This is a genomic window from Microbispora siamensis (assembly GCF_016863095.1).
Taxonomy (GTDB): domain Bacteria; phylum Actinomycetota; class Actinomycetes; order Streptosporangiales; family Streptosporangiaceae; genus Microbispora; species Microbispora siamensis.
The window spans coordinates 252,728-277,672 of record NZ_BOOF01000003.1 but is presented as its reverse complement, the minus strand read 5'-3'; the positions used below and the strand labels follow the sequence as shown (position 1 = coordinate 277,672).

21 protein-coding genes and 1 pseudogene are annotated in these 24,945 nt (G+C 72.6%); 12 read left to right on the top strand and 10 right to left on the bottom strand.

The window, feature by feature from the left end:
- Positions 1 to 4: 4 nt before the first annotated feature.
- Positions 5 to 556, bottom strand: a complete 552-nt coding sequence (locus Msi02_RS04335) for a winged helix-turn-helix transcriptional regulator (protein ID WP_204047153.1) — start codon at positions 554 to 556, stop codon at positions 5 to 7.
- Between the two features lie 81 nt (positions 557 to 637).
- Between Msi02_RS04335 and Msi02_RS04330 the strand changes: the two genes are divergently transcribed.
- The 6 genes from Msi02_RS04330 (at position 638) to Msi02_RS04305 (ending at position 5,389) form a co-directional block, all read left to right on the top strand.
- Positions 638 to 1,231 carry a nuclear transport factor 2-like protein gene (locus Msi02_RS04330; protein ID WP_204047152.1) on the top strand — a complete coding sequence of 198 codons (594 nt, stop codon included), beginning with the start codon at positions 638 to 640 and terminating at the stop codon, positions 1,229 to 1,231.
- 142 nt (positions 1,232 to 1,373) lie between these two features.
- Positions 1,374 to 2,093, top strand: a complete 720-nt coding sequence (locus tag Msi02_RS04325) for a helix-turn-helix domain-containing protein (protein ID WP_204047151.1) — start codon at positions 1,374 to 1,376, stop codon at positions 2,091 to 2,093.
- A gap of 30 nt (positions 2,094 to 2,123) precedes the next feature.
- Complete coding sequence (gene rimO / locus Msi02_RS04320; protein WP_204047150.1) at positions 2,124 to 3,536, top strand: 30S ribosomal protein S12 methylthiotransferase RimO; 1,413 nt, start codon at positions 2,124 to 2,126, stop codon at positions 3,534 to 3,536.
- Positions 3,533 to 4,288, top strand: coding sequence for a CDP-diacylglycerol--glycerol-3-phosphate 3-phosphatidyltransferase (gene pgsA / locus Msi02_RS04315; protein WP_308441781.1), 756 nt, complete (start codon positions 3,533 to 3,535; stop codon positions 4,286 to 4,288). Before rimO ends, pgsA begins: the two co-directional genes overlap by 4 nt.
- On the top strand, positions 4,285 to 4,779 hold the full coding sequence (locus tag Msi02_RS04310; RefSeq protein ID WP_079311976.1) for a CinA family protein: 495 nt from the start codon (positions 4,285 to 4,287) through the stop codon (positions 4,777 to 4,779). Before pgsA ends, Msi02_RS04310 begins: the two co-directional genes overlap by 4 nt.
- Positions 4,780 to 5,032: 253 nt before the next feature.
- A complete protein-coding gene (locus Msi02_RS04305) occupies positions 5,033 to 5,389 on the top strand; it encodes a helix-turn-helix domain-containing protein (RefSeq protein ID WP_079311978.1) in 357 nt (118 codons plus the stop codon).
- 351 nt (positions 5,390 to 5,740) lie between these two features.
- Here Msi02_RS04305 and Msi02_RS04300 read toward each other — a convergent pair whose 3' ends face one another.
- From Msi02_RS04300 to Msi02_RS04290, 3 genes are all read right to left on the bottom strand, one after another.
- On the bottom strand, positions 5,741 to 6,526 hold the full coding sequence (locus Msi02_RS04300; protein WP_204047149.1) for a DNA-formamidopyrimidine glycosylase family protein: 786 nt from the start codon (positions 6,524 to 6,526) through the stop codon (positions 5,741 to 5,743).
- A 34-nt stretch (positions 6,527 to 6,560) separates the two neighbouring features.
- The gene (locus tag Msi02_RS04295; protein WP_079311982.1) at positions 6,561 to 7,025 is read right to left on the bottom strand and encodes an RrF2 family transcriptional regulator; all 465 of its coding nucleotides are present in this window, start codon (positions 7,023 to 7,025) and stop codon (positions 6,561 to 6,563) included.
- A 66-nt stretch (positions 7,026 to 7,091) separates the two neighbouring features.
- Complete coding sequence (locus tag Msi02_RS04290; protein WP_204047148.1) at positions 7,092 to 8,984, bottom strand: endonuclease/exonuclease/phosphatase family protein; 1,893 nt, start codon at positions 8,982 to 8,984, stop codon at positions 7,092 to 7,094.
- Between the two features lie 232 nt (positions 8,985 to 9,216).
- Here Msi02_RS04290 and Msi02_RS04285 point away from each other — a divergent pair, with 232 nt between their 5' ends.
- Positions 9,217 to 10,395: an ROK family transcriptional regulator gene (locus Msi02_RS04285; protein WP_079311986.1), complete on the top strand. Its 1,179-nt coding sequence runs from the start codon at positions 9,217 to 9,219 to the stop codon at positions 10,393 to 10,395.
- A 19-nt stretch (positions 10,396 to 10,414) separates the two neighbouring features.
- Here the strand turns inward: Msi02_RS04285 and Msi02_RS04280 are convergent, their stop codons facing one another.
- Positions 10,415 to 10,975, bottom strand: a complete 561-nt coding sequence (locus tag Msi02_RS04280; RefSeq protein WP_079311988.1) for a CGNR zinc finger domain-containing protein — start codon at positions 10,973 to 10,975, stop codon at positions 10,415 to 10,417.
- A 131-nt stretch (positions 10,976 to 11,106) separates the two neighbouring features.
- Here Msi02_RS04280 and Msi02_RS44405 point away from each other — a divergent pair.
- Both Msi02_RS44405 and Msi02_RS42980 read left to right on the top strand, forming a co-directional pair.
- Positions 11,107 to 11,697 (top strand): annotated as a pseudogene (locus Msi02_RS44405) (MFS transporter); the annotation flags it as partial.
- 88 nt (positions 11,698 to 11,785) lie between these two features.
- Positions 11,786 to 12,232 (top strand): MFS transporter, encoded by a 447-nt coding sequence (locus Msi02_RS42980; protein WP_239108112.1) that lies wholly within the window; start codon positions 11,786 to 11,788, stop codon positions 12,230 to 12,232.
- Here Msi02_RS42980 and Msi02_RS04270 read toward each other — a convergent pair.
- The 4 genes from Msi02_RS04270 to Msi02_RS04255 form a co-directional block, all read right to left on the bottom strand.
- The gene (locus Msi02_RS04270) at positions 12,222 to 13,706 is read right to left on the bottom strand and encodes a glycoside hydrolase family 3 protein (protein ID WP_204047146.1); all 1,485 of its coding nucleotides are present in this window, start codon (positions 13,704 to 13,706) and stop codon (positions 12,222 to 12,224) included. The two genes, Msi02_RS42980 and Msi02_RS04270, sit on opposite strands and share 11 nt — an antisense overlap.
- Before the next feature lie 135 nt (positions 13,707 to 13,841).
- The gene (locus tag Msi02_RS04265; protein WP_030506489.1) at positions 13,842 to 14,693 is read right to left on the bottom strand and encodes a carbohydrate ABC transporter permease; all 852 of its coding nucleotides are present in this window, start codon (positions 14,691 to 14,693) and stop codon (positions 13,842 to 13,844) included.
- Complete coding sequence (locus Msi02_RS04260; RefSeq protein WP_204047145.1) at positions 14,690 to 15,706, bottom strand: carbohydrate ABC transporter permease; 1,017 nt, start codon at positions 15,704 to 15,706, stop codon at positions 14,690 to 14,692. The genes Msi02_RS04265 and Msi02_RS04260 overlap by 4 nt, the downstream gene beginning before the upstream one ends.
- A 3-nt stretch (positions 15,707 to 15,709) precedes the next feature.
- A complete protein-coding gene (locus Msi02_RS04255) occupies positions 15,710 to 17,041 on the bottom strand; it encodes a sugar ABC transporter substrate-binding protein (protein ID WP_079311996.1) in 1,332 nt (443 codons plus the stop codon).
- Between the two features lie 215 nt (positions 17,042 to 17,256).
- On the opposite strand from Msi02_RS04255, the gene Msi02_RS04250 reads away from it, so the two are divergent.
- Positions 17,257 to 18,432 carry an ROK family transcriptional regulator gene (locus Msi02_RS04250; protein ID WP_204047144.1) on the top strand — a complete coding sequence of 392 codons (1,176 nt, stop codon included), beginning with the start codon at positions 17,257 to 17,259 and terminating at the stop codon, positions 18,430 to 18,432.
- 16 nt (positions 18,433 to 18,448) lie between these two features.
- On the top strand, positions 18,449 to 19,132 hold the full coding sequence (locus tag Msi02_RS04245) for a M15 family metallopeptidase (RefSeq protein ID WP_204047143.1): 684 nt from the start codon (positions 18,449 to 18,451) through the stop codon (positions 19,130 to 19,132).
- A gap of 83 nt (positions 19,133 to 19,215) precedes the next feature.
- Here Msi02_RS04245 and Msi02_RS04240 read toward each other — a convergent pair whose 3' ends face one another.
- The gene (locus Msi02_RS04240) at positions 19,216 to 24,252 is read right to left on the bottom strand and encodes an Lhr family helicase (protein WP_204047142.1); all 5,037 of its coding nucleotides are present in this window, start codon (positions 24,250 to 24,252) and stop codon (positions 19,216 to 19,218) included.
- 140 nt (positions 24,253 to 24,392) lie between these two features.
- On the opposite strand from Msi02_RS04240, the gene Msi02_RS04235 reads away from it, so the two are divergent.
- Positions 24,393 to 24,881: a VOC family protein gene (locus Msi02_RS04235; RefSeq protein ID WP_204047141.1), complete on the top strand. Its 489-nt coding sequence runs from the start codon at positions 24,393 to 24,395 to the stop codon at positions 24,879 to 24,881.
- Positions 24,882 to 24,945 lie beyond the last annotated feature (64 nt).

Genomic DNA, 24,945 nt, shown 5'->3' with positions numbered 1-24,945 from the left:
GTGATCAGGCCCGTTCGGGCGCCGCGCTCTCCGGCGCGCCCGCTGGAAAGGCGGCCTCGGGCGCGGGCCGGCGCGCCACGCCTTCGTACCGCTGCCGCATGATCGGTCCCGCCGCGGGCCCGGCCGCGAAGACGTAGCCGGCGCCGTCGACCCGCTCGCCGGTGTGGGCGTCGACGACCACGGGCTCGGCCTCCCGGCCGGTCCGCGCGTCGACGAGGATCATCGACCGCTCCTGCGGGGCCAGTTGCGCGTTGCGCCACGCGGCCATCGCGACGAGCACCGGCCGCAACGACCGCCCGAGGTCGGTGAGCACGTACTCGTACCGGACCGGCCGCTCCTGGTAGGGCCTGCGTTCCAGGATGCCGCGATCGACGAGGCCTTTCAGCCGGGCGGTGAGCATGCTCGACGACAGGCCGATGTTGGCCTGGAACTCGTCGAACCGGGTGTAGCCGTCGAAGCAGTCGTGCAGGATCAGCACCGTCCACCACTCGCCGACGATGCCCAGCGTCGCGGACAGCGGACATTCGCGATCTTCCAGCCTGATCTTGCTGACCATGTCCATCCTTCGGTCGAGTTGCTGCTATCTTAGCAGTCGCTTGTCACTGCTAAGATCGAAGTCACTCGATCGGGGAGAATCATGCCCTTTCTGGACGCCCTCTCGCTGAAAGGCCGCCACGCGGTCGTCGCCGAGACCGTCACGGCCGAGGGCGCGCCGGACATCGGTCGCGGCGCGATCGCGCGCCAACCAGCTCATCTGATCGCCCCGCCTCCGGCAAGAGGCGACCGCTCCACCCACGACCATCGGAAGGAACCCGTCATGACGAACTCGCCGCTCGCCGGTTGCCCGGACGCCGTCCGCGCCTACATGAGCCTGACCACCGGCGGCGACCGTGCCGCCGCGACCGTCTGCTTCGCCGAGGCCGCACACGTCGCCGACGACGGGCGCGACTATCGGGGAACAGGCGAGATCAGAAGGTGGCTCGACCGCGTAGCGGGCGAGTACACCTACACCGTGACGCCGCTGTCCGCCCGCGTCGGCGGCGTGGCCGGGCCGACGATCGTGACCTGCCGGTTGGAGGGAACGTTCCCCGGCAGTCCCGTCGAGCTCGACTACCGGTTCGACCTCGACGGCGCGGGGCGGATCGCCCGGCTGGAGATCGTCGTCCACGACCCGCACGCGGGGGCTGAGCCGCGTTCCTCTCGTCTCGCCCTGAAACCGGTGCGAAGGTGACAGGGTAGTTGCTCGGAGTCCACGAATGGGTACCCTCCGTAGTCAGTTGCTGATTGAATGTGACTAACTACGCATCGTGGGGCGAGCTGGAAGACGGTGCGGTTGAAGACAGGGGGGCGGAACGATGAGCGTTGGTGCTGTTTTGGCCGAAGCCCGTGAGCGCGCCGGACTGACCGTGCGTCAGCTCAGCGAGCGCACGCGGATCCGCGAGACCGTCATCGAGCGCTTCGAGCGGGACGACTTCTCGGTGGGCGACTTCTACGCGCGCGGGCACATCCGGACCATCGCCTCCGACCTCGGCCTCGACCCGGACGAGATCCTGCGGCAGTACGAGCAGGAGAACGCCGACAACGCGTCACCGGTCAAGGCGTCGGCGGTGTTCAGGGGCGACGTGGGCGAGCGGGCCCGCAGGGCTCCGGGGTGGACGAAGGCCGTCGCGGTCGCCCTGGCCATCGTCGCGGTCGTCGTCGTCGCGCGGATGCTCGGGGGCTCCGGCGGGAAGACGGGCCCGACGGCCGCCCAGCTCCCGGTGACCGCGCCGCACGCGCACTCGCGTCACGAGAAGGGCCACGAGAAGAAGACTCTGGAGGAGGCCGTCGCGCCCGGCCTCGTGGTCATGAAGGTCACCGCGCGCAAGGCGGCCTACCTCAACGTGAGGGACGCCAAGGGCCACGAGATCTTCCAGGGGACGCTGCCCGAGGGGAAGACCACGACCTATTCGGCCAAGGACCGGATGCGGGTGACCATCGGCGACGCGGGGGCGGTCCGGCTGGAGGTCAACGGAAGGGACCTCGGCACGCCGGGCAAGGACGGCCAGATGATCCGGCGGACCTTCGACGCGGGCGGCCCGAGTCCCCGTTAATCGCCGACTGCCGATACCGTAGTTCGCATCATGTCTTCTCGCCGAACCGTATCGCTGATCACGCTGGGCTGCGCCCGCAACGAGGTCGACTCCGAGGAGCTGGCCGCGCGGCTGGAGGCCGCCGGCTGGCACACCGATGACGACGATCCCGACATCGTCGTCGTCAACACGTGCGGCTTCATCGATTCGGCGAAGAAGGACTCGATCGACACCCTGCTCGCCGCGGCCGACTCGGGCGCGAAAGTGGTCGCGGCGGGCTGCATGGCCGAACGCTACGGCGCGCAGCTCGCGGACGCCCTGCCCGAGGCGACCGTGATCTCCTTCGACGACTACGCCGAGATCGGGGAGCGTCTCGACGACGTCCTCGCGGGCAGACCGCTGGTCCCGCACTCGCCGCGGGATCGCCGCACGCTCCTGCCGATCACGCCGGTGGAGCGCTCGGCCGCCCGGGCCCACATTCCCGGTCACGCCCAGGATGACCCGCTGCCGGAGGGCGTCGCCCCCGCAAGCGGCCCGCGCATGCTGCGCAAGCGGCTCGGCTCCGGGCCGGTGGCCTCGCTGAAGCTCGCGTCCGGCTGCGACCGGCGCTGCACGTTCTGCGCGATCCCGGCCTTCCGCGGCTCGTACGTCTCGCGCCGGCCTGAGGACCTGCTCGCCGAGGCCGCCTGGCTGGCCGGTCAGGGCGTCAAGGAGCTCGTGCTGGTCAGCGAGAACTCCACGTCGTACGGCAAGGACCTGGGCGACCTGCGCGCGCTGGAGAAGCTGCTGCCCCCGCTGGCCGCGACCGAGGGCATCGAGCGGGTGCGGGTCAGCTACCTGCAGCCCGCCGAGCTGCGGCCCGGGCTGCTCGACGTGATCGCCTCCACCGAGGGGGTCGCGCCCTACTTCGACCTGTCCTTCCAGCACGCCAGCGGGACCGTGCTGCGGCGGATGCGGCGCTTCGGCGACCCCAAGCGGTTCCTCGACCTGCTCGCGCAGATCCGCGACCGCGCGCCCGAGGCGGGCGTCAGGTCCAACTTCATCGTGGGGTTCCCGGGGGAGACCCAGGAGGAGTTCGACGAGCTGGTGGGCTTCCTCGAGGAGGCCAGGCTGGACGTCATCGGCGTCTTCGGCTACTCCGACGAGGAGGGCACCGAGGCGTACGGCTTCGAGGGCAAGCTCGACCAGGACGTGATCGACGAGCGGGTCGCGATCCTCACCGAGCTCGCCGAGGAGCTGACCGCCCAGCGGGCCGAGGAGCGCATCGGCACCGAGCTGGAGGTCCTGATCGAGGAGGACCTCGGCGACGGCGGATACGAGGGCCGGGCGGCGCACCAGGGCCCCGAGGTGGACGGAGCGGTCACGGTCCAGGGGATCGGCCTGGTCCCCGGCCAGATCGTCCAAGCGGTCGCCGTCGACTCCGAGGGGGTCGACCTCATCGCCCGGATCAAGGCAGGCACATGACGGAGCGCGGTGAGCCACCGGTGGACGTGGCGGGCCCGGGAGAGATGACACCGGAGCCCGCGGCGCCACCGGTCGCCGCCGTGCCCGCCGCAGTGCCCGCCGTGCCGGTGGCGGCCCCGGCGCCCGAGCCGCCGTCCGTCGGCGTGGCCGGAGAGGGCGCGGAGGCCGCCGTAGAGGGCGGCGTAGAGGGCACGGTGCGCCGCGTCAGCACCTGGAACATCGCGAACGCCCTGACCATCGCCCGGCTGGCGATCGTCCCCGTCTTCACCGTCTTCCTGTTCGTCGAGGGGGAGGGCTGGCGGCTGGCGGCCCTCGGCGTCTTCCTGCTCGCGTCCCTCACCGACCAGCTCGACGGCTGGCTCGCCAGGAAGTACGCGCTGATCACCGACTTCGGGAAGATCGCCGACCCGATCGCAGACAAGGCGCTGATCGGCGCCGCGCTGCTCAGCCTGTCGTACCTCGGTGAGATCCCGTGGTGGGTCACCGTGGTGATCATCGCCCGCGAGGCGGGAGTGACGCTGCTGCGCTTCCTCGTGATCCGGCACGGGGTTATCCCGGCCAGTTACGGGGGCAAGGTGAAGACCGTGTTGCAGATCGTGGCCATCGCCCTCTACGTCGTGCCGGGCGTGCCCGACCTGGTCAGGTGGGCGGCCATGGGCCTCGCCCTGGTGGTCACGGTGGGGACCGGGGCCGACTACGTGGTGCGGGCGGTGCGGCTGCGGCAGGTGGCGAGGAGCGCGCGAAGCGGATGATGGGTGTGGCGAGCGAGGTGCTGTCCCTGCTGGTCCGTCAGGGCGCGACGGTCGCCGTGGCGGAGTCGCTCACGGGCGGCCTGATCGGGGCCGCGATGACCGGTCCGATGGGGGCCTCGGCCGCCTTCCGGGGCGGGGTGATCGCCTACGCCACGGACCTCAAGGCGAGCCTCCTCGACGTTCCGTCCGATCTTCTCGAGAGGGAGGGGGCGGTGCACCCCGGCGTGGCCGCGGCCATGGCCACCGGAGTGCGCAAGCTCACAGACTCCGACTACGGCCTGGCGGTGACCGGGGTCGCCGGCCCCGATCCCCAGGACGGCAAACCGGTCGGCACGGTCCACGTCGCCCTGGCCGGACCGGGAGAGCGCCTCTGGCATCGCGACCTGCGCTTGACCGGAGACAGGGACACGATCAGAACTGCCACCTGTCAGGAGGCGTTGACCCTGCTGGAAGGTGTGCTGAAGGCAAATTTGGGGGAACATTCGGGGTGATTACCGCGTTACGTCCCCAGCGAACATGCTCGCCTCGGTCTGCCGCGGTGTCGCCCTCTACAGGTACGGTGGAGCTGTGAGTGAGGTCCGTGAGCCATCGGCGAGGAGCAAGACAGGCGCACGCCCGGCGAAGGGGCCGAGCGAACCCATGATGACGGCGAGGCGTATGTACGAAGGGCAGATGAAGAAGGGGCGACATGAGCCCACCGCGAGAGGCGTCGTGAAGGCGCCCCCCTTGGGGAGGGAGCGACAGATGATCCTGCTGCGTCAGCTGCTCGGTGACGTACTGCGGCGGCTGAGGGTGCGGCAGAATCGCACCCTTCGCGAGGTCTCCACTCTGGCGCGTGTCTCACTCGGCTATCTGTCCGAGGTCGAGCGCGGCCAGAAGGAAGCCTCTTCCGAGCTGCTCGCCTCGATCTGCGGCGCGCTCGGAGTCCCGCTGTCCCAGGTGTTGCGCGAGGTGTCCGATCAGTTCGCGCTGGCCGAACTGCAGGCCGCCCCCGTGCTGGCAGAGCTGCCCGAGCACGAGCGCCTGCCCATCCCCGAGACCGTCCCGTCAGGGCCGGAATTCGAGGGCTTCCCCGAGGTCAAGGACATGGTCGCCGCCTAGGCGGCGTCTCGGCGCCCCGCCGTGCCGGCGGACGGCGTCTCCGCGACTTCGCCTGACCGTCTCCGAGGCTTCATAAGACACGGCCCCCATAAGCACGCCCGGCAAGGACGTCAGGCGTGGCCCGCGCTCGCAGTCCGGGTCGACCCGGACCCGGGTGCCCTGTCCCGATCCCACGGGCGGGCGCCTGGCCCCCGCCGCAGGCCCGTTTCCGTTCCCGACGTGCCCGTTCGGCTCTGTCCCGCTTCGTCGCGCTCGCCGGGCCTCTCGTCCCCTTGCGGCCTCCCGGCCCCATCCCCGGCTTCCGTCCCGGGACCGCCCTCGCTCCCAGCGCGCGGCCTGACGTGCGGCCGATCAATCCCGCTGGCAGGCGGGGCACCAGTAGATCAGCCGCTCGGCCGGCTGTGGTCCCATCTCCCCGCCGCTGATCGGGCCGCCGCAGCGACGGCACGGGCGACGTGCCCTGCCGTACACGAGCAGCGACCGTCCGGGGCGCGGATCGCCCGTCGTCACCGGGAGCGGCGCGTCCTTGCTCGCGTCCATCAGCCGGTGGGCGACCGAGACCAGCGCCTCCAGATCGTCCGGCGGAATGGACCCCACCGGACGCCACGGGGACACCCGCGCCGCGTACAGCGTCTCGGCCCGCCAGATCGTGCCGATGCCCGCCAGGTCGCGCTGGTCGAGCAGCGCCTCCCCGATCGACCGCTGCGGGGCGCGCAGCAGGTTCCGTACGGCCAGGGCGGCGTCCCAGTCCGGCCCGAGCAGGTCCGGGCCGAGATGGCCCACGACCCGCTCCTCACGGTCGGTGGGCACGAGATCGACCATGCCCAGCCGCGTGCCGACGGCCTGCCACTGGGCGTTGGCGAGGATCAGCCGGACCACGTCGCCCCTCGGCGCCGGGCGGCCCGCCGGGCCCACCCGCCAGCTCCCCTCCATGCGCAGGTGGGTGTGGACCGTGAGCCCGCCCTCCACCCGGGTCAGGAGGTGCTTGCCGCGCGAGACCGTCGTCAGCACGGTCCGGCCGCGCAGATCGGCGGTGGCGTACCTGGGCACCCGGAAGTCGCTGCGGGTCAGCCTCCGGCCGTCGAGGGCCTGCCTGAGCCGCTTGGCGGTCCGGTAGACGGCGTCACCCTCCGGCACGGCTCTCCTCCCGGGAGGATCGGGTACAGGCGGCTCACACCGGCATGTGCGAGTCCCACGCCGCCGGGTCGGCGGCGAGCTCGGTCACCCGGGGCGGCAGCTCGCCCTTGGCGATCTGCTCCAGGGTGACCTCCTCGAGGATGGCCCGCTCACTCGCCCGCAGCGCGATCCACACCTGCTGCAGCGCCTGGGCGGCGCCCTGATAGCCGACGTGCTCGGGCCGCTCGCCCCGCACGTTGGCCAGCGGCCCGTCCACCGCGCGGATCACGTCGGCGAGCGAGATCTGACTGGCAGGCCGCGCCAGGACATAGCCCCCCTCTGGGCCCCGCTGCCCGCGCACCAGTCCGGCGCGGCGCATCTGCAGCAGGATGTTCTCCAGGTATTTGGGGGGCATCTCCTGCTCCTTGGCCAGCTCGCCCACCGTGGTGGGTCCCTCACCCGCCGCGGCGAGTTCGGCGGCGGCACGGAGGGCGTAGTCGACACGGGCAGAAAGTCGCATGTAGTCGATTATCCCGCCTGGTTGGCATCGGTAGGACGCCCGCCTGCCAACACGGCCCGGCCGGGCCTATTCCAGGCGCAGCCGTACGACGAGCGGGAGGTGGTCGGAGAACGGCACCCGGGGCGCGTCGGCCGCCACCGCGGTGAGTCCGTCCGAGATCAGCACGTGGTCGATGCGCCGCACGGGGGCGTCGGCGGGAGAGGTCGGCGGGTCGCCGAGCGCCCGCAGCGGGTCGGACAGGCCCGCGGCCTCCAGCACGCGCATCTGGGGGTCCGACGGCGTCGTGTTGAGGTCTCCCACCACGATCACCGGTCGCGGACCGGCCACCCCGACCCCGGGCGGGAGGGTGTTCGCGGCGAGCCGCCGGGCGATCGCCGCCACCTCGGGCGCCTGCCCGCGCGGCTCCTGCAGGTGGGTGTTCACGATCCCCACCTCGTGGTCGCCGACCTCCAGCACGATCGACTGGGCCTGGGCGCCGGTCGGGTATCCGTGCCGCCCCAGCCGGGTCGAGCCGATCTCGGCGACGGGCAGGTTCGTGAGCAGCGCGTCACCCCAGAGGCGGTCCGCGGCGGGGGCGAAGTGGTAGCGCATGCCCAGGCCGCGAGCGATCCTCGCCAGGTCGTCGTGCCCGCCGTTGAGCAGCCAGCCCCGGTCCACCTCGCTGAGCAGCACCACGTCGGGACGCCGGGCGGCGGCCCAGGCGGCGACGCGGTCGAGGTCGAGCCGCCCGCCAAGCCCGAAGCCCATCCGGATGTTGTACGCCACGAGTGTGAACTCGTCACCGGTGATCGTCCTCGTGGCGGGCGGCGACTGCCAGGTGAGGAGGCCGGCCAGCAGGGCCGACGACAGTGCGATCGAGCCCCATCGCCGCGGCGCCCGCCGTACCGGGGCTGTCCGGTGCCGCCGGCCCGCGCGTACGGCGACGGCGGCGACCAGAACGGCGACCGCCATCGGGACCAGCGCGTTGGGGAACCCCAGGTCGGCGTCGAAGGCGGCGTAGTAGAGGAACGCCCCGGCCAGGAACACGAGCATCCCGCCCAGCACCGCGACGCCCCCACGCCCGCCCGCGGTGGTGTCCGCCTGCTGTCCGGCGGCGCCGGCGCAGGCCCCGAGGGCGACCGCCGTCACGAGAGCCGGCAGGCCCTGCACGCCGGTCTCCGCCGCCGCCACCCCGGCGACGAGGAAGAGCCCGGCGGTCCAGCCCCACGACGTGGTCCAGGCGTAGACGACGGCCGCGCACAGCGCCACGACCTGGAGCGCGACCGCCAGGGCCGTGAAGGGCGCACTGTGCTGCCCGGTGTCCTGCGCGAGTACGGCCGGGCCGCCGCAGTACATGCCCGCGAGCATGAGCATCGGGCCGAAGGCGAACCACACGGCCGCCGGGGCGGGGGCGGGCGACGCGGGCGAGAGCCGTACGGACCACAGGAAGGCGAGGCAGAGCGCGGCGACGGCGAGCCAGGGCAGCGGCCCGCCCCGCCAGACGAGGTCCACCCGGTCGAGGGCCAGATGGACGATCGAGGAGGCGGCCAGGCCGCCGATCAGCCCGGCCGGCACCCATGTGCCCGCCGTCGTCCGCGCGCAGCCGTAGAGGAAGACCAGGCCCGCCGTGACCCCGGCGGAGGCGAGCAGAAGCTGGGGCGTGCCCCCGTCCGCGGCCTGCAGGCCGAGCCGGGCCGCGACGAGCGCCACCGCGCCCGCCATCGTGACGACCCGGGGCGAGGTGAGCCGCGCCGCGGGAACGGCGGCGAACGGCAGGACGAACCACAGCGCGGCGTACAACCCCATGCTCGCGGGGTCGGTCTCGCCCGCCCTGCCGTACAGGGTGATGAGGGACGGCAGGAACACCCGCACCACGTCGAACAGGAGCGCGACGCCCGCGACGAGCATGACCAGTGGCCACGGGGGAGCGGGATGCCGGCGGGCCGGTGTGGTGTGCGGTTGCCCGGCCGTCTCGGTCATGGCGCTCCCTTCGGACTCATATGAGCCATCCTCATGAACCATGGGAGCGTTACCAATCGTTCGACCTGGGGCGATCCCCCGCACTCGTCTGCTCGCTAAGCTTGCTTTAAACCTTGTTATTCATTCACGGGCGTGCATGACCGAAGCGCCACCGGGGGCCGAGCGAACCGGAGGGGCGTGGGTGGGGCGCACCGACGGCGAGCCGGAGACTCAGACGATGGGAAGCAGGAGCATGGAGCGACGTCCTGGCGTACCCCGGCTGCTCCGGGAGATCAACGACCGGGCCGCCCTGGAACTGCTGCTCGCCTCGGGTCCCCTGACCCGCGGCCAGATCGGGGAGCTCACCGGCCTGTCCAAGGTCACCGCGTCCCAGACGCTGGCGCGTCTGGAGGAGCGCGGCCTCGTGGAGGTCGTGGGGGAGCAGGCGGGCAACCGGGGGCCCAACGCCGCGTTGTACGGCGTGATCGCCTCCTGTGCGTACGTCGCGGGGCTCGAGGTCGGCCCCGACCGGGTGTCGGCGGCGATCGCCGACATCAACGGCGACGTGGTGGCCGAGGTGACGGCCTCCCCCGAGGGGCAGGACGACCCGGTGTCGCTGGTGCACGCGGCCGTGGTGAAGGCCTGCAGGAGCGCGAAGGTGGCGCTGTCGCGGCTGCGCGGCGTGGTGATCGGCACGCCCGGCGTCGTCGACCCCCGCACCGGCGATGTGCGGTTCTCCTTCGACCTGCCGCAGTGGCACGAGGGCATCCACGAGGCGCTCGCACGCGACCTGCGCCGGGACGTCACGATCGAGAACGACGTCAACCTCGCCGCGATCGCCGAACGCGCGAAGGGCTCCGCCCAGGAGGTGGACGACTTCGTGCTCGTGTGGGTGGGCCGTGGCATCGGCCTGGCCGTCGTACTGGGCGGGCGGCTGCACCGGGGCCGTTCGGGCAGCGCGGGGGAGATCGGCTATCTCCCGGTGCCCGGGGTGCCGCTCGCCGACGACGTGAGGGCGGTCCCCGGGCGCCTGCCGTCGCTCGGGGGCGGCCTGCAGTCGCTGGTCAGCTCCGAGGCCGTCACCGAACTGGCCCGTGGGCACGGCTTCGCCGGGGACACCGCCGCCGACTGCGTGACCGCGGCCGTCGCGGCCGGGGCCGCGGGCGAGCCCCTGCTCGACGAGGTCGCCTCGCGGCTCGCCCTCGGTGTGGCGTCGGTGTGCGTGGTGCTCGACCCCGGCCTCGTGGTGCTGGCCGGAGAGGTCTGCCGGGCCGGCGGGGCGGCGCTGACCGCCCGCGTGGAGGAGGCGGTCGCGCGCATCTGCCCCGTCCCGCCGCAGGTCGTCACGAGCCAGGTGGAGGGCAACCCGGTGCTGCGCGGCGCCGTCCTCGCCGCGCTCGACCAGGCCCGGGAAGAGATCTTCACCTCCTGAGGAGGGTGCGAGGCCGTCGTCAGGACCGCTCGCGGGCGCGGCGGCGGTGGGCGGCCACCCGCTCCCGTGAGGCGCAGGCGGCCGAGCAGTAGCGGCGGGCGCTGCCCGGGCCGGTGCCGAGGTAGAAGGCCGAGCAGGTCGCGGCGGCGCATTCGCCCCAGGTGACGCGGCCGTACTCGCTGAGGATCCGCGCCAGGGCCAGCGCGCTCGACGCGAGGAACCACTCGTCCCAGCCCGCCTTCTCGCCCCGGTCCACGTGCAGGTGCCAGGGGTGACCGTCGTGCCGGGACAGGTACGGCGGCGCGCAGTGCTCGGCCAGCAGGACGTTGAGGGCCTGGGCGGCCTTGTCGGTGTCGGTCTCGGCCAGCACGTCCGCCATGCGGAGGGCGGCGGCACGCAGGGCGTCCGCGTCCGAGTCCGAGAATTCCCGCTCCGTCAGGTCTCCGGCGCTCTCACCGTGCCGGGCGAGCAGGTCGGCCATCGCGGCGCGCGGCAGGTCCTGGGACCGGCGGACCGCGTTCACAAGGTCGATCAGCCGCCGGGCCGGCTGGAATCCCTGCTTGGTCGACGTCTCGCTCACACGTCCTAGGGTAACGTCTTGATTCGCAAAGCCGTTACATGGGAGGTCGCGTGCCCGCCGGAGTGAGGCTCTATCTGGTCACCGCGTTGCTCGCCCGGCTGGCCGAGGAGGGTGTGGCGGTCGCGGCCGTCCTGCTCGCCCTCGACCGGTCGGGCAGCGCGGCGGAGGGCGCGTTCGTGCTCACCGCCCTGATGGCGCCGCACGTGTTCGCCGCGCCCCTCGCGGGCGCCCTCGCCGGACGGGTGCGCAGCCCGCGCGTCTTCTACGCCGGGGCGCTGGCCGGGTTCGCGCTGGCGGTCGAGGCCCTGGTGCTCCTCGTCGGGCGCGCGCCGTTGCCCGTGACGCTCGCGGTCGCCCTGGCCGGCGGTTGCTGCGGGCCGGTGGTCTCCGGCGGGCTGTCCGGTCTGCTGGCCGCGCTGGTTCCGGCGGGCGCGGCGCGGGACCGCGCCTACGCCCTGGACGCCGCCGTGTTCAACGCGGCGTCCGTGACCGGCCCTCTCGCGGTGACCGTGGTGACCGGCCTGGCCTCGCCCGCGCCGGCCATGGCGGCCGTGGGCGCGGCCGCGGCGTGCGCGGCCGCGCTCGTCGCCCTGCTGCCGCACCGTCGCCGGCAGGACACGCAGGAGCGTCCGACGCTGCGGGGCGACCTCATGGCGGGGCTCGCCGTCGTGTGGCGCATCCGGGAGCTCCGGGCGATCACGGCGGCCACCTGCCTGGCCTTCCTCGGAATCGGTGGCCTCACCGCCGCCACCGTGCTCTTCGCGGACGCGCACGGCAGTCCGGGCGCGGGGGGCGCACTGGGGCGCACTGGTGACGGCGTTCGCCGTGGGAGCCCTGATCGGCTCGCTGGCCGTGGCGCGGCGGCCCGTTCCGGCCCCACGCCTGGCCGGGCTCGCCATGCTCGGCTTGGGGCTGGCCCTGGCGGTCGCCGCGCTCGCGCCTTCGGTGACCTGGGCGATGCCGCTGTTCGCCCTCGCCGGGCTGTTCGACGGGCCGCTGCTGAGCGCCACGCTGCGCATCCGGGCGGACCACGCGCCGCCCCGGCTGCGGCCCCAGGTGTTCACGCTCGGAGCGGGTCTGAAGATCACGGCGGCGTCCTGCGGGTCCGCCGTGGCCGGCCTGTGCGCCGGGCTGCCCGCGCCGCTCGTGTTGCTCGGGATCGCCGCCGTCCAGGTCGCCGCCGCGGTCCTCTACGCGGTCGTCCGCTCTCCTCGTACGCGCGGCACGACGGCGGTGCCCGAGGCGTTCACGCCGTGAGCAGTTCGACGGCCGCCTGGGCGTTGGCGCGGGCCGCGCCGTACGTCGCAATGTAGGCCCCCGAGTCGGGCCGCCAGATCGGCAGGCCCATCTCCACCACGACGGCGTCCGGGCGGGCGGCGAGCAGCCCCGAGATCAGCTCGCGGCTGCCCTGGTGGCGGTGGGCGTCCTTGACGACGACGATCAGCGAGCGGTCCCGCGCCCGCCCGAGCAGCGCCGCGGCGTCGGCCTCCTCCGGCTTGACCCGGACGATCTCGGCCTGCGGCAGCCACGGCGCGACCCCCCAGGGCACCTCGCCCACCGCGATCGTGGGCGGCGTGTCGATCTCGACCACGAACGGGTCGACCAGCGGCCCCGCCGAGCCCGTCAGCGACACGGCGCGGCGGGCGGCGTCCAGGCCGATGACGTCGCCCTCCGCGTCCTCGGCGCGTGTCGCGCCGAACCAGTCGCGCAGCCGCTCCACCCGCGCGGCGGCCTCCTCCAGCCGCTCGGCCGTGAGCCTGCCCTCGGCGACGGCGTCCACGATGTGGTCCACCATGCCCCGGACGTCCTCCGGAGTGGGCAGCGGCCCGAGGCACAGCAGGTCGGCGCCCGCGGCCAGGGCCATCACCGCACCCTCCGCGAGCCCCACGCTCCTGCTGATCGCGTGCATGTCGAGGGCGTCGGTGATCACGACGCCGTCGTAGCCGAGCTCGCGCCGCAGCAGCCGGGTCAGCGTCTCCCGGCTCAGCGTGGCGGGCAGCGTCCCGGTCAGGTCGGGGACCGCCACGTGCGCCGACATGATGGACTTCGCGCCCGCCTCGATCGCCGCCAGGAAGGGGACCAGCTCGCGCTCCCTCAGCAGGTCGAGCGAGGCGTCCACCAGCGGGATCTCCAGGTGCGAGTCCTGGTGGGTGGCGCCGTGACCCGGGAAGTGCTTGACGCAGGCGGCGATCCCCGCGGACTGCAGGCCGCGTACGGCGGCGACCGTGTGCCGTGCCACGAGGTCCGGCGACGAGCCGAACGACCGGGTGCCGATGATCGGGTTGTCGTCGGCGGTGTTGACGTCGGCCACCGGGCCCATGTCGAGGTTCACCCCGCACCGCGCCAGATCCGCGGCCATCGCGTGGTAGACCCGCTCGGTCAGCGCCACGTCGTCCACCGCGCCGAGCGCCGCGTTGCCCGGGTAGGCGCTCCCGGTGTGGTAGGCCAGCCGGGTGACGTCCCCGCCCTCCTCGTCCAGGGAGACGACCGGGCGTCCCGCCTCGTGCAGGCGGGCGCTGAGCGCGGCGACCTGCTCGCCGTCCGCGACGTTGAACCCGAAGAGGCAGACGCCCCCCAGACCGTCCTCCAGGCCGCGCAGGACCCAGTCCGGCGCGGTCGTGCCCCGGAACGAGATCAGCAGTGCGCCCGCCGCGAGCCGGTGCAGGCCCGGGTCGCCGGTACGCGTGGACGGGTCGGCGGCCCCCGTCAGGGGGTCGCGGGTGGCGGACATGGTGTCTCGGCTCCTTAGGTGACAGAGGGTGTGACGGCGCGCGGGCAGGGCCCGTACGGCCACCGGGTCGCGGTGGCCGTACAAGGGCGGCGACAAGGGCGGCCGTACGAGGGGGAGGTGCCGGTGGCGGTGTGGTTATCCCTTGACCGCGCCCGCGACGAGGCCGGAGACCATCCGCCGCTGGACCAGCAGGAAGAAGATGAGGACCGGGATGGTCATCAGGGTGGAGGCGGCCATGATGCCGCCCCAGTCGGTCGAACGCTGGCCGACGAAGAACTGCAGCGCGACCGGCATCGTGTACTTGCCCTGGTCGCCGATGAGGGTCAGGGCGTAGACGAACTCGTTCCAGGTGGTGATGAACGCGAAGATGCTGGTCGCGACGAGACCGGGCGCGACGAGCGGGAACAGCACCCGCCAGAACGTGGTGAACCGGCCCGCGCCGTCGATCCAGGACGCCTCCTCCAGCTCCTTGGGCACGGCCGCGACGAACGTGCGCAGCATCCAGACGGAGAACGGCAGCGTCAGGCCGACGTTGATGATGATCAGGCCGAGCAGCTGGTCGTACAGGCCGAGCCGCTTGACCATGGTGAACAGCGGGATCAGCAGCGCCTCGGCCGGCACCATCTGCACGATCAGCAGCAGGATCAGGAACGAGGTGCGGAACCGGAAGCGGAACCTGGCCACCGCGGTCGCCGCGAGCAGCGCGAACACCGCGCCGAGCACGACGGCGCTGAGCGCCACGAGCGTGCTGTTGAACAGGTACTGCCAGATGGAGTGGCCGGCGACGCCCTTGGTGAAGACCCGCGAGATGTGGTCCATCGAGGGCGGGCTGGGGAACGGGATGAAGCTCGTGGTGAAGATCTGGTCGTTCGGCTTGAAGGCCGTGGTGACCATCCAGTAGACGGGGAAGACCGCGAAGAGGAACACCACGACCCCGGCCGCGTTCAGCGCGGCCCGTCCGAGCCTCCTGCGGGCGAGCGGGCTCATCGGATGTCGTCCTCCGTCTTCACGATCTGACGCACGTACACGAAGGTGATCAGGAGCAGGATCACGGTCAGCACGACCGCGATGGCGGCGCCCAGGCCCATCTTCGGCGGGCTGCTGAACGCCTCGGCGTAGCTCCACAGCGACAGGTTGAACGCGTCGCGGTTCACCGTGCCGCCGGCCAGCAGGTAGAGCTGTGTGAAGACCTTGAAGTCCCAGATGATCGACAGCACGACCAGCACCGAGAACACCGGCTTGAGCAGCGGAAGCGTGATCCTCCTGAACGTGAGGACCGCGCCCGAGCCGTCCATCTTCGCCGCCTCGTACAGCTCCGAGGGGATGCTCTTGAGCCCCGCGAGCACCGACACCGAGATGAACGGGAACGACGCCCACACCACGGCCACGATCAGCACGAAGTAGAGCGTGAGCGTGTCGTTGAACCACGGGTGCCCGCTCCAGTCGGCGCGGCCGAACAGCAGGTTCGACAGCCAGTCGGGCAGGAGGTTCAGCGTCCAGTTGACGATGCCCGAGTCGGAGTCGAACAGCCACTTCCACACGATCGCCTGGGCCGTGGGCGGGGTGGCCCACGCGGCCATGATGCCGACGATCACGAAGGTCGACATCTTCGGGCCGAGCTTGTTGAGCAGCAGGCCGACGAGGGTCCCGAGGACGAGCGTCAGCGCGACGGTGACGACGGCGAAGAGCACCGTGTTGCGCAGCGACGACCAGAACAGGTCCGAGTCGAGGATCTGCGAGTAGTTGTCCCAGCCGACGAAGTCGGCGGGCGCGGGGTTGACGGCCTTGATCTGCCGGAGCCCGACCTTGTGGAAGGACATCTCGACCATCTGGTACAGCGGGTAGAGCAGCAGCACCGCGATGACCAGGAAGCCGGGCAGGAGCAGGACGTACGGAACGGCCTTCGGGGAGAGCCCCGACCTGCGCGTCCGCTTGCGACTGCGCCGCGACGGGGCGGAGGTGTCGGCTCCGCCCCGGGCGAGGGTTGACGAGTGAGTCATGATCTACTGGTTGAGGATCGTCTCAAGCTCGGTGTTCGCGTCCGCCAGAGCCTGGTCGACGTTCTTCTTGCCCTCGATCACCTCACGCGCCGCGTTCTGCAGCACGGCCTTGGTGTCGTTGGCCTCCGCCCAGTTGGGGCTGGCCGGGAAGCCCTTGGCGACCTTGAAGGTGTCCGTGAACGGCTTCTGGGCGGGGTCGCTGCCCAGCTCCGCGAGCGCGTCGGGGTAGAGCGGGAGCAGGCCGCCCTCCTTGGCGTACCGGACGCCGAACTCCTTGCCCGCGGCGAGCTTGACGTACTCGAGGGCGAGCTCGGGGTTCTTGGCGTCCTTCCAGACGGCGATGTCGTTGCCGCCCTGGAAGGCCGGGGCCGGGCCGGAGCCGTCCTTGGCGGGCAGCGAGAAGAAGCCCATCTTCGACTCGTCGACCTTGCCCTTGCTCTGCTCCTTGATGGCGGCGATGTCCCAGCCGCCGGTGACGTACATGCCGACCTTGCCGGCGGCGAAGCGCTGGGCGATGTCGACGGAGTTCTGCGTCAGGCGGCCCTTGCCGGACACGCCGTCCTTGGCGACCAGATCCGTGTAGAACTGGAAGCCCTCCTTGAAGGCCGGCTGGGTGAGCTGGCCCACCCACTTGCCGCCCTCGAACTTGGCGAAGTCACCGCCCGCCGACCAGACGAACGGCGACAGCGACATGTTCGCGTCGGAGCCGCCGTTGAAGGCGAAGCCGTCGACGTCCTTGCCCTGCTTGTCCACGATCTTCTTGGCCGCGGCGACCAGGTCGTCCCAGGTCTTGGGGATCTCGATGCCGAGCTTGTCGAACCAGTCCTTGCGGTAGAGCACGGCGCGGGTGCCGCCGCCCCACGGCACGGCGTAGATCTTGCTGTCGATCGTCTCGTAGCTCCACAGGTTCTGCGGGATCTGCTGGAGCTCGGGGTCGCTCTTGACGGCGTCGGTGATGTCCGCGAGCGCGTCCTGGGCCACCCAGGCGGCGACCTGGTCGTTGCCGAACTCGGTGACGTCCGGGCCCTCGCCGCCGGCGAGCGCGGTGGTCCACTTCTTCTGGGCGTCGGGCCAGGGGATCCACTGGACCTTCGCCTCGGCGCCCGTCTTCTCCTTGAACTTGGCGTTCAGGTCGTCCATGTATTTGGTGAAGACGTCGGTGGGGGCACCGAGTCGCCACACGGTAAGAGTCTGGCCGGCGAACTTCGGACCGCTCGCGGCGGCGGAGGACGACGGGGCCGTCGTGCTTCCGGAGTCGTCGCTTCCGCAAGCGGCGAGTCCCAGGGCCAGGGCAGCGGTCGCGGTGGTCGCGACCGCGATCTTCGCGATCTTCACGTTGTGTCTCTCCCTTCCCGGCTTCGCGTCGGGGGTGCGCCTCATGGGGGGTGTCGGCGGGCCGCTCACCTGCCGGAAGGCGCTCTCCTTTCGGTCGGCGCTCTGGCGTCCCGAGGCTGATCGGTTGCCTCCGGGCTGGCTGGCGATAAACTAACAAGAAACTTTCTTATAAAAAAGACCGCGTTAGCGGATCGTGACGAGAGGGGAACCAGCCGGTGCCTCAACGACCGGGTACGCCTCGGCTGCTTCGGCAGATCAACGACCGCGCGGCATTGGAACTCCTCATCTCCAGAGGCCCGCTGACCAGGGCCGAGTTGGGAGAGCTTACCGGGCTGTCCAAGGTCACATCCGGCCAGCTCCTGGCCCGGCTGGAGACGCGCGGGCTGGTCACGGCCGCGGGGGAGCGCCCCGGCGGACGCGGCCCCAACGCCGCGCTGTACGGGGTCAACCCCTCCAGTGCGTACGTCGCGGGGCTGGAGGTGCTGCCGGACAGCGTCACCGCCGCCGTCGCCGACATCACCGGCACGGTCGTCGCCCAGGTGGCCGTGGACCCGAGCGAGGCCCGCGATCCCGTGGGCATCGTCCACGAGGCCGTCCAGCGGGCCTGCGGGACGGCCGGGATAGAGCTCACCCGGCTGCGCTGCTTCGTCATCGGCACGCGCGGAGTGGTCGATCCGCTCACCGGCGACGTGCGCTACTCGGTCGACCTGCCCACGTGGCACGTCGGCATCCTGGCCGGGCTGCGCACCCTCCTGGGCGAATGCGTGATCATCGAGAACGACGTCAACCTGGCGGCCCTCGCCGAGCAGACGTACGGCGCCGCGCGGGGCGCCGACGACTTCGTGATCCTGTGGACCGGCGTCGGCCAGGGCCTCGGCGTCATGCTCGGCGGCCGGCTGCACCGCGGCATCACCGGCGGCGCGGGCGAGATCGGCTGGCTGCCCGTCCCAGGGGAACCGCTGCCGAGCGCGGTCACCGCGCCGCAGACCGGGTCCTTCCAGCGCCTCGTCGGAGGAGAGGCGCTGTGGAACCTGGCCCGCGCGCACGGCCTCGCTGCCCCGGACGTGCGGGACGCCGAGGTGGCCGACCTGGTCCGTACGGCCATGGACGCCGGCAACGAGGCCTTCGTCGAGGACCTGGCCGGGCGGCTCGCGGTCGGGGTCGCGGCGGTCTCCGTGGTCCTCGACCCGGGGCTCGTCGTGCTCGGCGGTGACGTGGGCAGGGCCGGCGGCGTCCACCTCGCGGAGCGCGTCGAGGAGGCGGTGGCCAGGGTGTGCCCGAGCCGCCCCACCGTGGTGGCGACCGGAGTGGAGGGCAATCCCGTTCTCATGGGTGCGATCGTCGCCGCTTTGGACCGAGCGCGTGAAGAGGTCTTCTCGGACACCGTGTGACGGTAGGTTGATCCTCATGCCCGACTTTCCGCATGATCGCTCCGCCGTGCCCGGCCTCGCCGAAAATCCGGTGCTCATCTCCGATCCCCGCGTGACCTCGATCGGAGTGAACGAGTGCGGGGAGAAGCTGAGCGACGTACGAGGGCGGCTGCGGGTGGACGGGCGGCTCGCCGACCCCGCCGGGGCCTACGCCCACCTGCGTGAGGGCCTGCTCGCCCGCCTGGAGGAGGCACAGGAGCGCCTGCCCGCAGGGTGCAACCTGGTGGTGGTCGAGGGCTACCGGCCGCCGGCGCTGCAGACGAGGTATTTCGAGGAGTACAAGGACGAGTTGCGGGCGGCGTTCCCCCACATGTCGGGCGCGGAGCTGCACGTCGCCGCGAGCCGGTACGTCTCGCCGATCGAGGTGGCCCCCCACACGGCGGGCGCGGCCGTCGACCTCACGCTGTGCGGCGACGACGGGGTGGAGCTCGACATGGGGACGGCGGTCAACGCCACCCCTGAGCAGAGCGGCGGCGCGTGCTACACCGCCGCCCCCGTGGGAGCCGAGGCGCGGCGCAACCGCGACGTCCTGCGCGCCGCCCTGGAGGCGGCCGGGCTGGTCAACTACCCGACCGAGTGGTGGCACTGGTCGTACGGCGACCGCTACTGGGCCATGACCCGTCGCGCCCCCGCCGCCATCTACGGCCCCGTCGAGCTGTAGGGCATTTCCGCCCCACCGGTGCTTCGGGACGGCGCAGCGTGGCGAGCGTGCTTCACGGCTCCGCCTGCCGAACGTGAACCTGGTCAGGCGCGAATCCGCAGGCCGCGGGGGGTGGGGTGGAATCCCGCGGCTTCCAGCGCCGCCGCGAGCGGGGAGTCGGCGATGGCGGTGCCGTCGGCCCGCTCGACCGTCAGCTTCCCCAGTGCTCCCCGCTTCACCGCGACGGCCAGGGCCTGCACGGCCGGCCGCAGGTCCTCCTCGGGCCCGGACGACAGCAGGGTCTTCCCTCCGCGCTCGACGTAGAGGATCAGTTCGCCCTCCACCAGCACCACCAGCGCGCCGGCCTTACGGCCCGGCTTGTGGGTCACGTCGTCCGTGCGGTCCGGCCAGGGCAGGGCCGCGCCGTACGGGTTGGCGGGGTCGGTCGCCGCGAGCACGACCGCACGGCGGGGCGGCGGCGGGGCGGGGATCGACCACAGGTCCTCGGCCGGAGCGGGACGCGTGGAGGACATGGCGGAGGACATGGTGGAGGACATGGCGCGCATGCGGTCGACCGCGCCCGGGAGGGCGAACTGGGCGCCGCCCAGACCTTCGACGAAGTAGCCCCGGCGGCACCGGCCGCTCTCCTCGAAGGCGCGCAGCACCTGGTAGACGGCGGAGAACCCGCCGGGCAGGCGCTCGGCCGTGATGCCGCCCCGCGTCAGCACGCCGTGCCGCTCCAGCAGGACTTCGGCCTGCGCGTGCGCCCGCTGGGTGGCGTCACCCGACGGCGAGGGCAGCAGCCACCAACGGCCGCTCACGGTCGGCGGCCCGCTTCTCGTCGGCAGCACCGCGCGGCGGCGCCTGGTCGCCGCCGGCCGGTGGGCGGGCCGCCCGGTGCCCAGTGTCGAGCGAAGCGGGGCCAGCGTGTCGCCGGTGACCCGGCCCGCCCAGACGAGGTCCCACAGGGCCGCTGCGAGTGTCGTGTCGTCCGGCAGCGCGCTCGCACGCGCGACACCCGCCACGCCATCCGGCCCCGTCGCGCCATCCGGCCCTGCTGTGCCCTCGCGGCCGAGGATTCTGGCCCGGCGGGCCGAGGCGGCGTCCGGGCCGGACAGGGGCGGCGCCTGGTCGCCGAGCGCCGCCGCCGCGATCCGGTTGGACAGCTCGCGGAAGAACAACGCGCCGCCCCCGCTCAGGATCTCCAGGATCTGCTCGTGCAGCGGAGTCATGGTGATCTCCGACGGCGCGGGGAGCAGCAGGGGTGCGGTGTCGGCGAAATAGAGACCGACCCACCCGTCGCCACCGGGCAGGGAGCCCTGGCCCACCCAGACGACCTCCCCGGACGAGGTCAGCTCGTCGAGCAGGGCGGGGGAGTATCCGGGCACTCGCGCGGGGAGCACCAGCGACTCCAATGCGGAAGCAGGGATGGCCGCTCCCTGCAAGCGTTCGATCGCCGTGATCAGAGCGTCCATGGCCCGCGGCGAGCCGTGGCCCTGGCCGTTCTGGGCGCCGGGCCCTGCGAGCCCGGCCCGGCCGCCGTCGCCGCCCGGTCCGCCGCCGGTCGGCGGGACGCTCTGGGGGACGATGCCGTGCCAGGCGGGCAGGAACGCCGCCAGCGTCTCCGGGGGGACCGGTTCGACCTCCTTGCGGAGCCGCGCCAGCGACCGGCGCCGCAGCAGCCGCAGCACCCCGGCGTCGCACCACTCCTCGCCCCGGCCCCCTGGGCGGAACTCGCCGGCGACCACCCTGCCCGCCGCCGCGAGACGGCGCAGCGCCTCGTCCACCACCGCGACGCCCACGCCGAAGCGCCCTGCGGCCGTGCCGGAGGAGAACGGCCCGCGGGTGCGGGCGTGGCGCGCGACCAGGTCGCCGAGCGGATCGGGGGCGGTGACCCGGCCCGGCTCGCCGGGCCCACCGGCGAGCGGCGCTTCGAGGAACTCGTGCGGGACGCCCACAGGCAACGGCACCCCGAGCGCGTCGCGCAGGCGCCAGGCGTCCTCCACAGCGGCCCATTGCTCGTGGCCCGCCACGCGTACCCGGATGGCCCGGCGAGCCCGCTCCAGGTCGGCGAGCCAGGCGGGATCTCCCTCGCGGATCGAGACGTCCTGGGCGAGCAGCGGACCGTGCGAGCGCAGCAGATCGGCGAGGTCCTCGGCGTCGCGCAGCGGCCTGTCCAGCCGCGCCAGCTCCCGCTCGGTCTCGGCGACGACATCCGGGTCGAGCAGCTCCCGCAGGTCGGCCTGCCCCATGAGCTCGGCGAGGAGCGCCGTGTCGAGGGCGAGCGCCTGCGCCCGCCGCTCGGCCAGCGGCGCGTCACCCTCGTACATGAACGCGCCGATGTAGTTGAACAGCAGTGACGCCGCGAACGGGGACGCCTGCGAGGTCTCCACCTCGACCACCCGCACCCGCCGGGCGGCGACGTCCCGCATGAGCTCCACCAGGCCCGGCACGTCGAAGACGTCCTGCAGACACTCGCGCATCGTCTCCAGCACCACCGGGAACCCGGCGTACTTGCTCGCGACGCCGAGCAGGTGGGCCGCCCGCTGGCGCTGCTGCCACAGGGGGCTGCGCCTGCCGGGCGAGCGGCGCGGCAGCAGAAGGGCACGTCCGGCACATTCCCGGAACCGGGAGGCGAACAGGGCGGAGCCCCCCAGCTCCTCGATCACGACCTGCTCGATCTCCTCGGCGTCGAACACCGCGACGTCGGTCGGCGCCTCCTCGAAGGTGTCGGGCACGCGCAGCACGATGCCGTCGTCGGAGTGGACGGCCTGGACGTCGACGCCGTACCGCTCGCGCAGCCGCCGCCCGATGGCGAGCGCCCAGGGAGCGTGGACCCGCGCGCCGAAGGGGGAGTGGATCACCACGCGCCAGTCGCCCAGCTCGTCGCGGAACCGCTCGACCACGAGAGTGCGGTCGTCGGGCACATAGCCCGTCGCCTCCCGCTGCTCGGTCAGGTAGGCGAGCAGGTTGCCGACGGCGTAGTCGTCGAGCCCCGCCGCGCGGATCCGCTCGCGCGCCGACGCCGGGTCGCCCCGGCCGCCCGCCCCGGCGGACGACAGCTCGCGGAGGAACGCGCCGATCGCCCGGCCCAGCTCGGCGGGCCGGCCCGGGGCGTCTCCGTGCCAGAACGGCAGCTTGCCCGGCTGCCCGGGGGCGGGGGAGACCAGGACCCGGTCGGCGGTGATGTCCTCGATCCGCCACGAGGTGGCGCCCAGCACGAACACGTCGCCGACGCGGGACTCGTAGACCATCTCCTCGTCCAGCTCGCCCACGCGCGACGCCTTGTCGCCCACCAGGAACACGCCGAACAGCCCGCGGTCGGGGATGGTGCCCCCGTTCGTCACCGCCAGACGCTGGGCCCCGGGACGGCCATGAAGGGTGCCCGTCACCCGGTCCCACACGATGCGCGGACGCAGTTCGGCGAACTCCTCGCTCGGGTAGCGCCCGGCGAGCATGTCGAGCGTCGCCTCCAGCGCGCTGCGCGGCAGCGTGGCGTACGGCGCGGCCCGGCGCACCACCGCCTCCAGCGAGTCGACCGTCCACTCGTCGAGCGCCGTCATCGCGACGATCTGCTGGGCCAGCACGTCGAGGGGATTGCGCGGATAGCGGATCTCCTCGATCTGCCCCGTTCGCATGCGCTCGGCCACGACGGCCGTCTGGACCAGGTCGCCCCGATACTTGGGGAAGATCACGCCTCGGGACACGGCCCCGACCTGGTGCCCGGCGCGGCCGATGCGCTGCAGGCCGCTCGCCACGCTGGGCGGCGCCTCGACACAGGCCACCAGGTCCACCGACCCCATGTCGATGCCCAGCTCCAGGCTGGAGGTGGCGACCACCGCGGGCAGGCGGCCCGACTTCAGCGCCTCCTCGATCTGGGACCGCTCCTCCTTGGAGACGGAGCCGTGATGCGCCCGCACCACCTCGGGGATCGCTCCCGCCGAGGCCCCCGCCTGGGCCATCATCTCGGACGGCATGGCCGCCGGGCCCGTCCGCCAGGCATCCCCGCCCTGGGCATCAGGTCCTTCGCGCCGGTCCGACCATTGCGCGTGCAACTCCTCGAAGGCATCCGACCAGTGGGCCGGATCTCCGATGCCCGGGCTCGGATCCTCGCTCCGCCCGGGAGCGGTCCGCCGCTCCCAGGCGAGCTCGTTGAGCCGGGTGCACAGGCGCTCAGACAGACGCCGCGAGTTGGCGAAGACGATCGTGGACCGATGGGCCTCGATCAGGTCGAGAAGGTGCTCCTCGACATGCGGCCAGATGCTCCTCCGTTGCTCCGGCGACTCGCCGTCGGCGCCGGGCGGAGGCGGCGCCAGCTCGGTCATGTCCTCCACCGGCACCACGACGTCGACCTCGATGACCTTCTCGGAGGGCGGCTGCACGACCGTGGCCGGGCGGGACCCGCCGAGGAACGTCGCCACCTCTTCGACCGGCCGTACGGTCGCCGACAGCCCGATGCGCTGGGCCGGAGCGGGCAGCAGGGCGTCGAGCCGCTCCAGCGTCAGCGCGAGGTGCGCCCCGCGCTTGGTCCCCGCGACGGCGTGCACCTCGTCCACGATCACGGTTTCGACGCCGCGCAGCGCCTCGCGCGCCTGTGAGGTGAGGATCAGGAACAGGGACTCGGGCGTAGTGATCAGGATGTCGGAGGGCCGGGCGGCGAAACGGCGCCGATCCTCGGCCGCGGTGTCTCCGGAGCGGATCGCCACAGAGATGTCGGGGGCGGGCAGGCCCATCCGCAGCGCCGTCTGCCGGATGCCCGTGAGCGGGGCCCGCAGGTTGCGCTCGACGTCCACCGCGAGGGCCTTCAGGGGGGAGACGTACACGACCCGGCAGGGCCGGGGCGGCTCCCCGTCATCCTTCCGGCCGCGTCGCGCGCCGCGGCGGCGGGGCTGCCCAGCCGCCAGGTCTCCCGGCGAGGCCGGGCCCGCCGTGTGCTCGACGGCGAGGCGATCGATGGCCCACAGGAAGGCCGCGAGCGTCTTGCCGGACCCGGTGGGAGCGACCACGAGCGTGTTCTCGCCCCGCGCGATCGACGACCAGGCGCCCTCCTGCGCGGCGGTCGGCGTCGCGAAGGCGCCGGTGAACCACTCCCTGGTCACCGGGCTGAAGCCGTCGATCGCACCCACCTGCCCATCATGCATCCCCCCACCGACAGAAAACGCCGCACCGCCATCCCGTCACCAGGTGAGAGGCAAGTGCGGGGCAAGCCGGCCCAGGCAGGCGGCCGCTCCCCTGACCCGGGATGGCATGAGATGCCCCCATCGGGACAATCTTCCTGAGTATGGAAATCGACTACGCGGCCATCGAGGCGGAGCGCGCGCGGATCCGCGAGCGCTACCTGGGCGAGCGCCGTGCCGCCAGCAGCGCGAGGGGCCTGCACCACTTCGCTCTGATCTCGTCTGACGTCGAGCGGACGATCCGCTTCTACCACGAGCTCCTCGAGTTCCCGTTGACCGAGATATTCGAGAACCGCGACTACCGCGGGTCCAACCACTTCTTCTTCGACATCGGCAACGGCAACCTGCTGGCGTTCTTCGACCTCCCCGGCCTCGACCTGGAGCCGTACAAGGAGGTCCTCGGCGGGCTCCACCACATCGCGATCTCCGTGGAGCGGGCGACCTGGGAGCGCCTGCGCGGCAAGCTCGACGCCGCCGGCGTGCCGTACCAGGTGGAGAGCGGCAGCTCGATCTACTTCCAGGACCCGGACGGCGCCCGCCTGGAACTGCTCGCGGACCCGCTCGGCGAGATGTACGGCACCCGCGTCATGTGACGCCGTCTCCTGCCGGTCGGGAAGCGCCGGTCGGGAAGCGATCGCGGCGCCGCGGCCGGGACGG

Excerpts from the sequence above, each read along its gene's own strand:
- pgsA (WP_308441781.1), top strand. The coding sequence starts at position 3,533 with ATGACGGAGCGCGGTGAGCCACCGGTGGACGTGGCGGGCCCGGGAGAG.
- Msi02_RS04285 (WP_079311986.1), top strand. The coding sequence starts at position 9,217 with ATGGAGCGACGTCCTGGCGTACCCCGGCTGCTCCGGGAGATCAACGAC.
- Msi02_RS04335 (WP_204047153.1), bottom strand. The coding sequence starts at position 556 with ATGGTCAGCAAGATCAGGCTGGAAGATCGCGAATGTCCGCTGTCCGCG.
- Msi02_RS04240 (WP_204047142.1), bottom strand. The coding sequence starts at position 24,252 with ATGCATGATGGGCAGGTGGGTGCGATCGACGGCTTCAGCCCGGTGACC.
- Msi02_RS04310 (WP_079311976.1), top strand. The coding sequence starts at position 4,285 with ATGATGGGTGTGGCGAGCGAGGTGCTGTCCCTGCTGGTCCGTCAGGGC.
- Msi02_RS04260 (WP_204047145.1), bottom strand. The coding sequence starts at position 15,706 with ATGACTCACTCGTCAACCCTCGCCCGGGGCGGAGCCGACACCTCCGCC.
- Msi02_RS04290 (WP_204047148.1), bottom strand. The coding sequence starts at position 8,984 with ATGACCGAGACGGCCGGGCAACCGCACACCACACCGGCCCGCCGGCAT.
- Msi02_RS04305 (WP_079311978.1), top strand. The coding sequence starts at position 5,033 with ATGATCCTGCTGCGTCAGCTGCTCGGTGACGTACTGCGGCGGCTGAGG.
- Msi02_RS04245 (WP_204047143.1), top strand. The coding sequence starts at position 18,449 with ATGCCCGACTTTCCGCATGATCGCTCCGCCGTGCCCGGCCTCGCCGAA.
- rimO (WP_204047150.1), top strand. The coding sequence starts at position 2,124 with ATGTCTTCTCGCCGAACCGTATCGCTGATCACGCTGGGCTGCGCCCGC.
- Msi02_RS04270 (WP_204047146.1), bottom strand. The coding sequence starts at position 13,706 with ATGTCCGCCACCCGCGACCCCCTGACGGGGGCCGCCGACCCGTCCACG.
- Msi02_RS04235 (WP_204047141.1), top strand. The coding sequence starts at position 24,393 with ATGGAAATCGACTACGCGGCCATCGAGGCGGAGCGCGCGCGGATCCGC.
- Msi02_RS04265 (WP_030506489.1), bottom strand. The coding sequence starts at position 14,693 with ATGAGCCCGCTCGCCCGCAGGAGGCTCGGACGGGCCGCGCTGAACGCG.
- Msi02_RS04295 (WP_079311982.1), bottom strand. The coding sequence starts at position 7,025 with ATGCGACTTTCTGCCCGTGTCGACTACGCCCTCCGTGCCGCCGCCGAA.
- Msi02_RS04330 (WP_204047152.1), top strand. The coding sequence starts at position 638 with ATGCCCTTTCTGGACGCCCTCTCGCTGAAAGGCCGCCACGCGGTCGTC.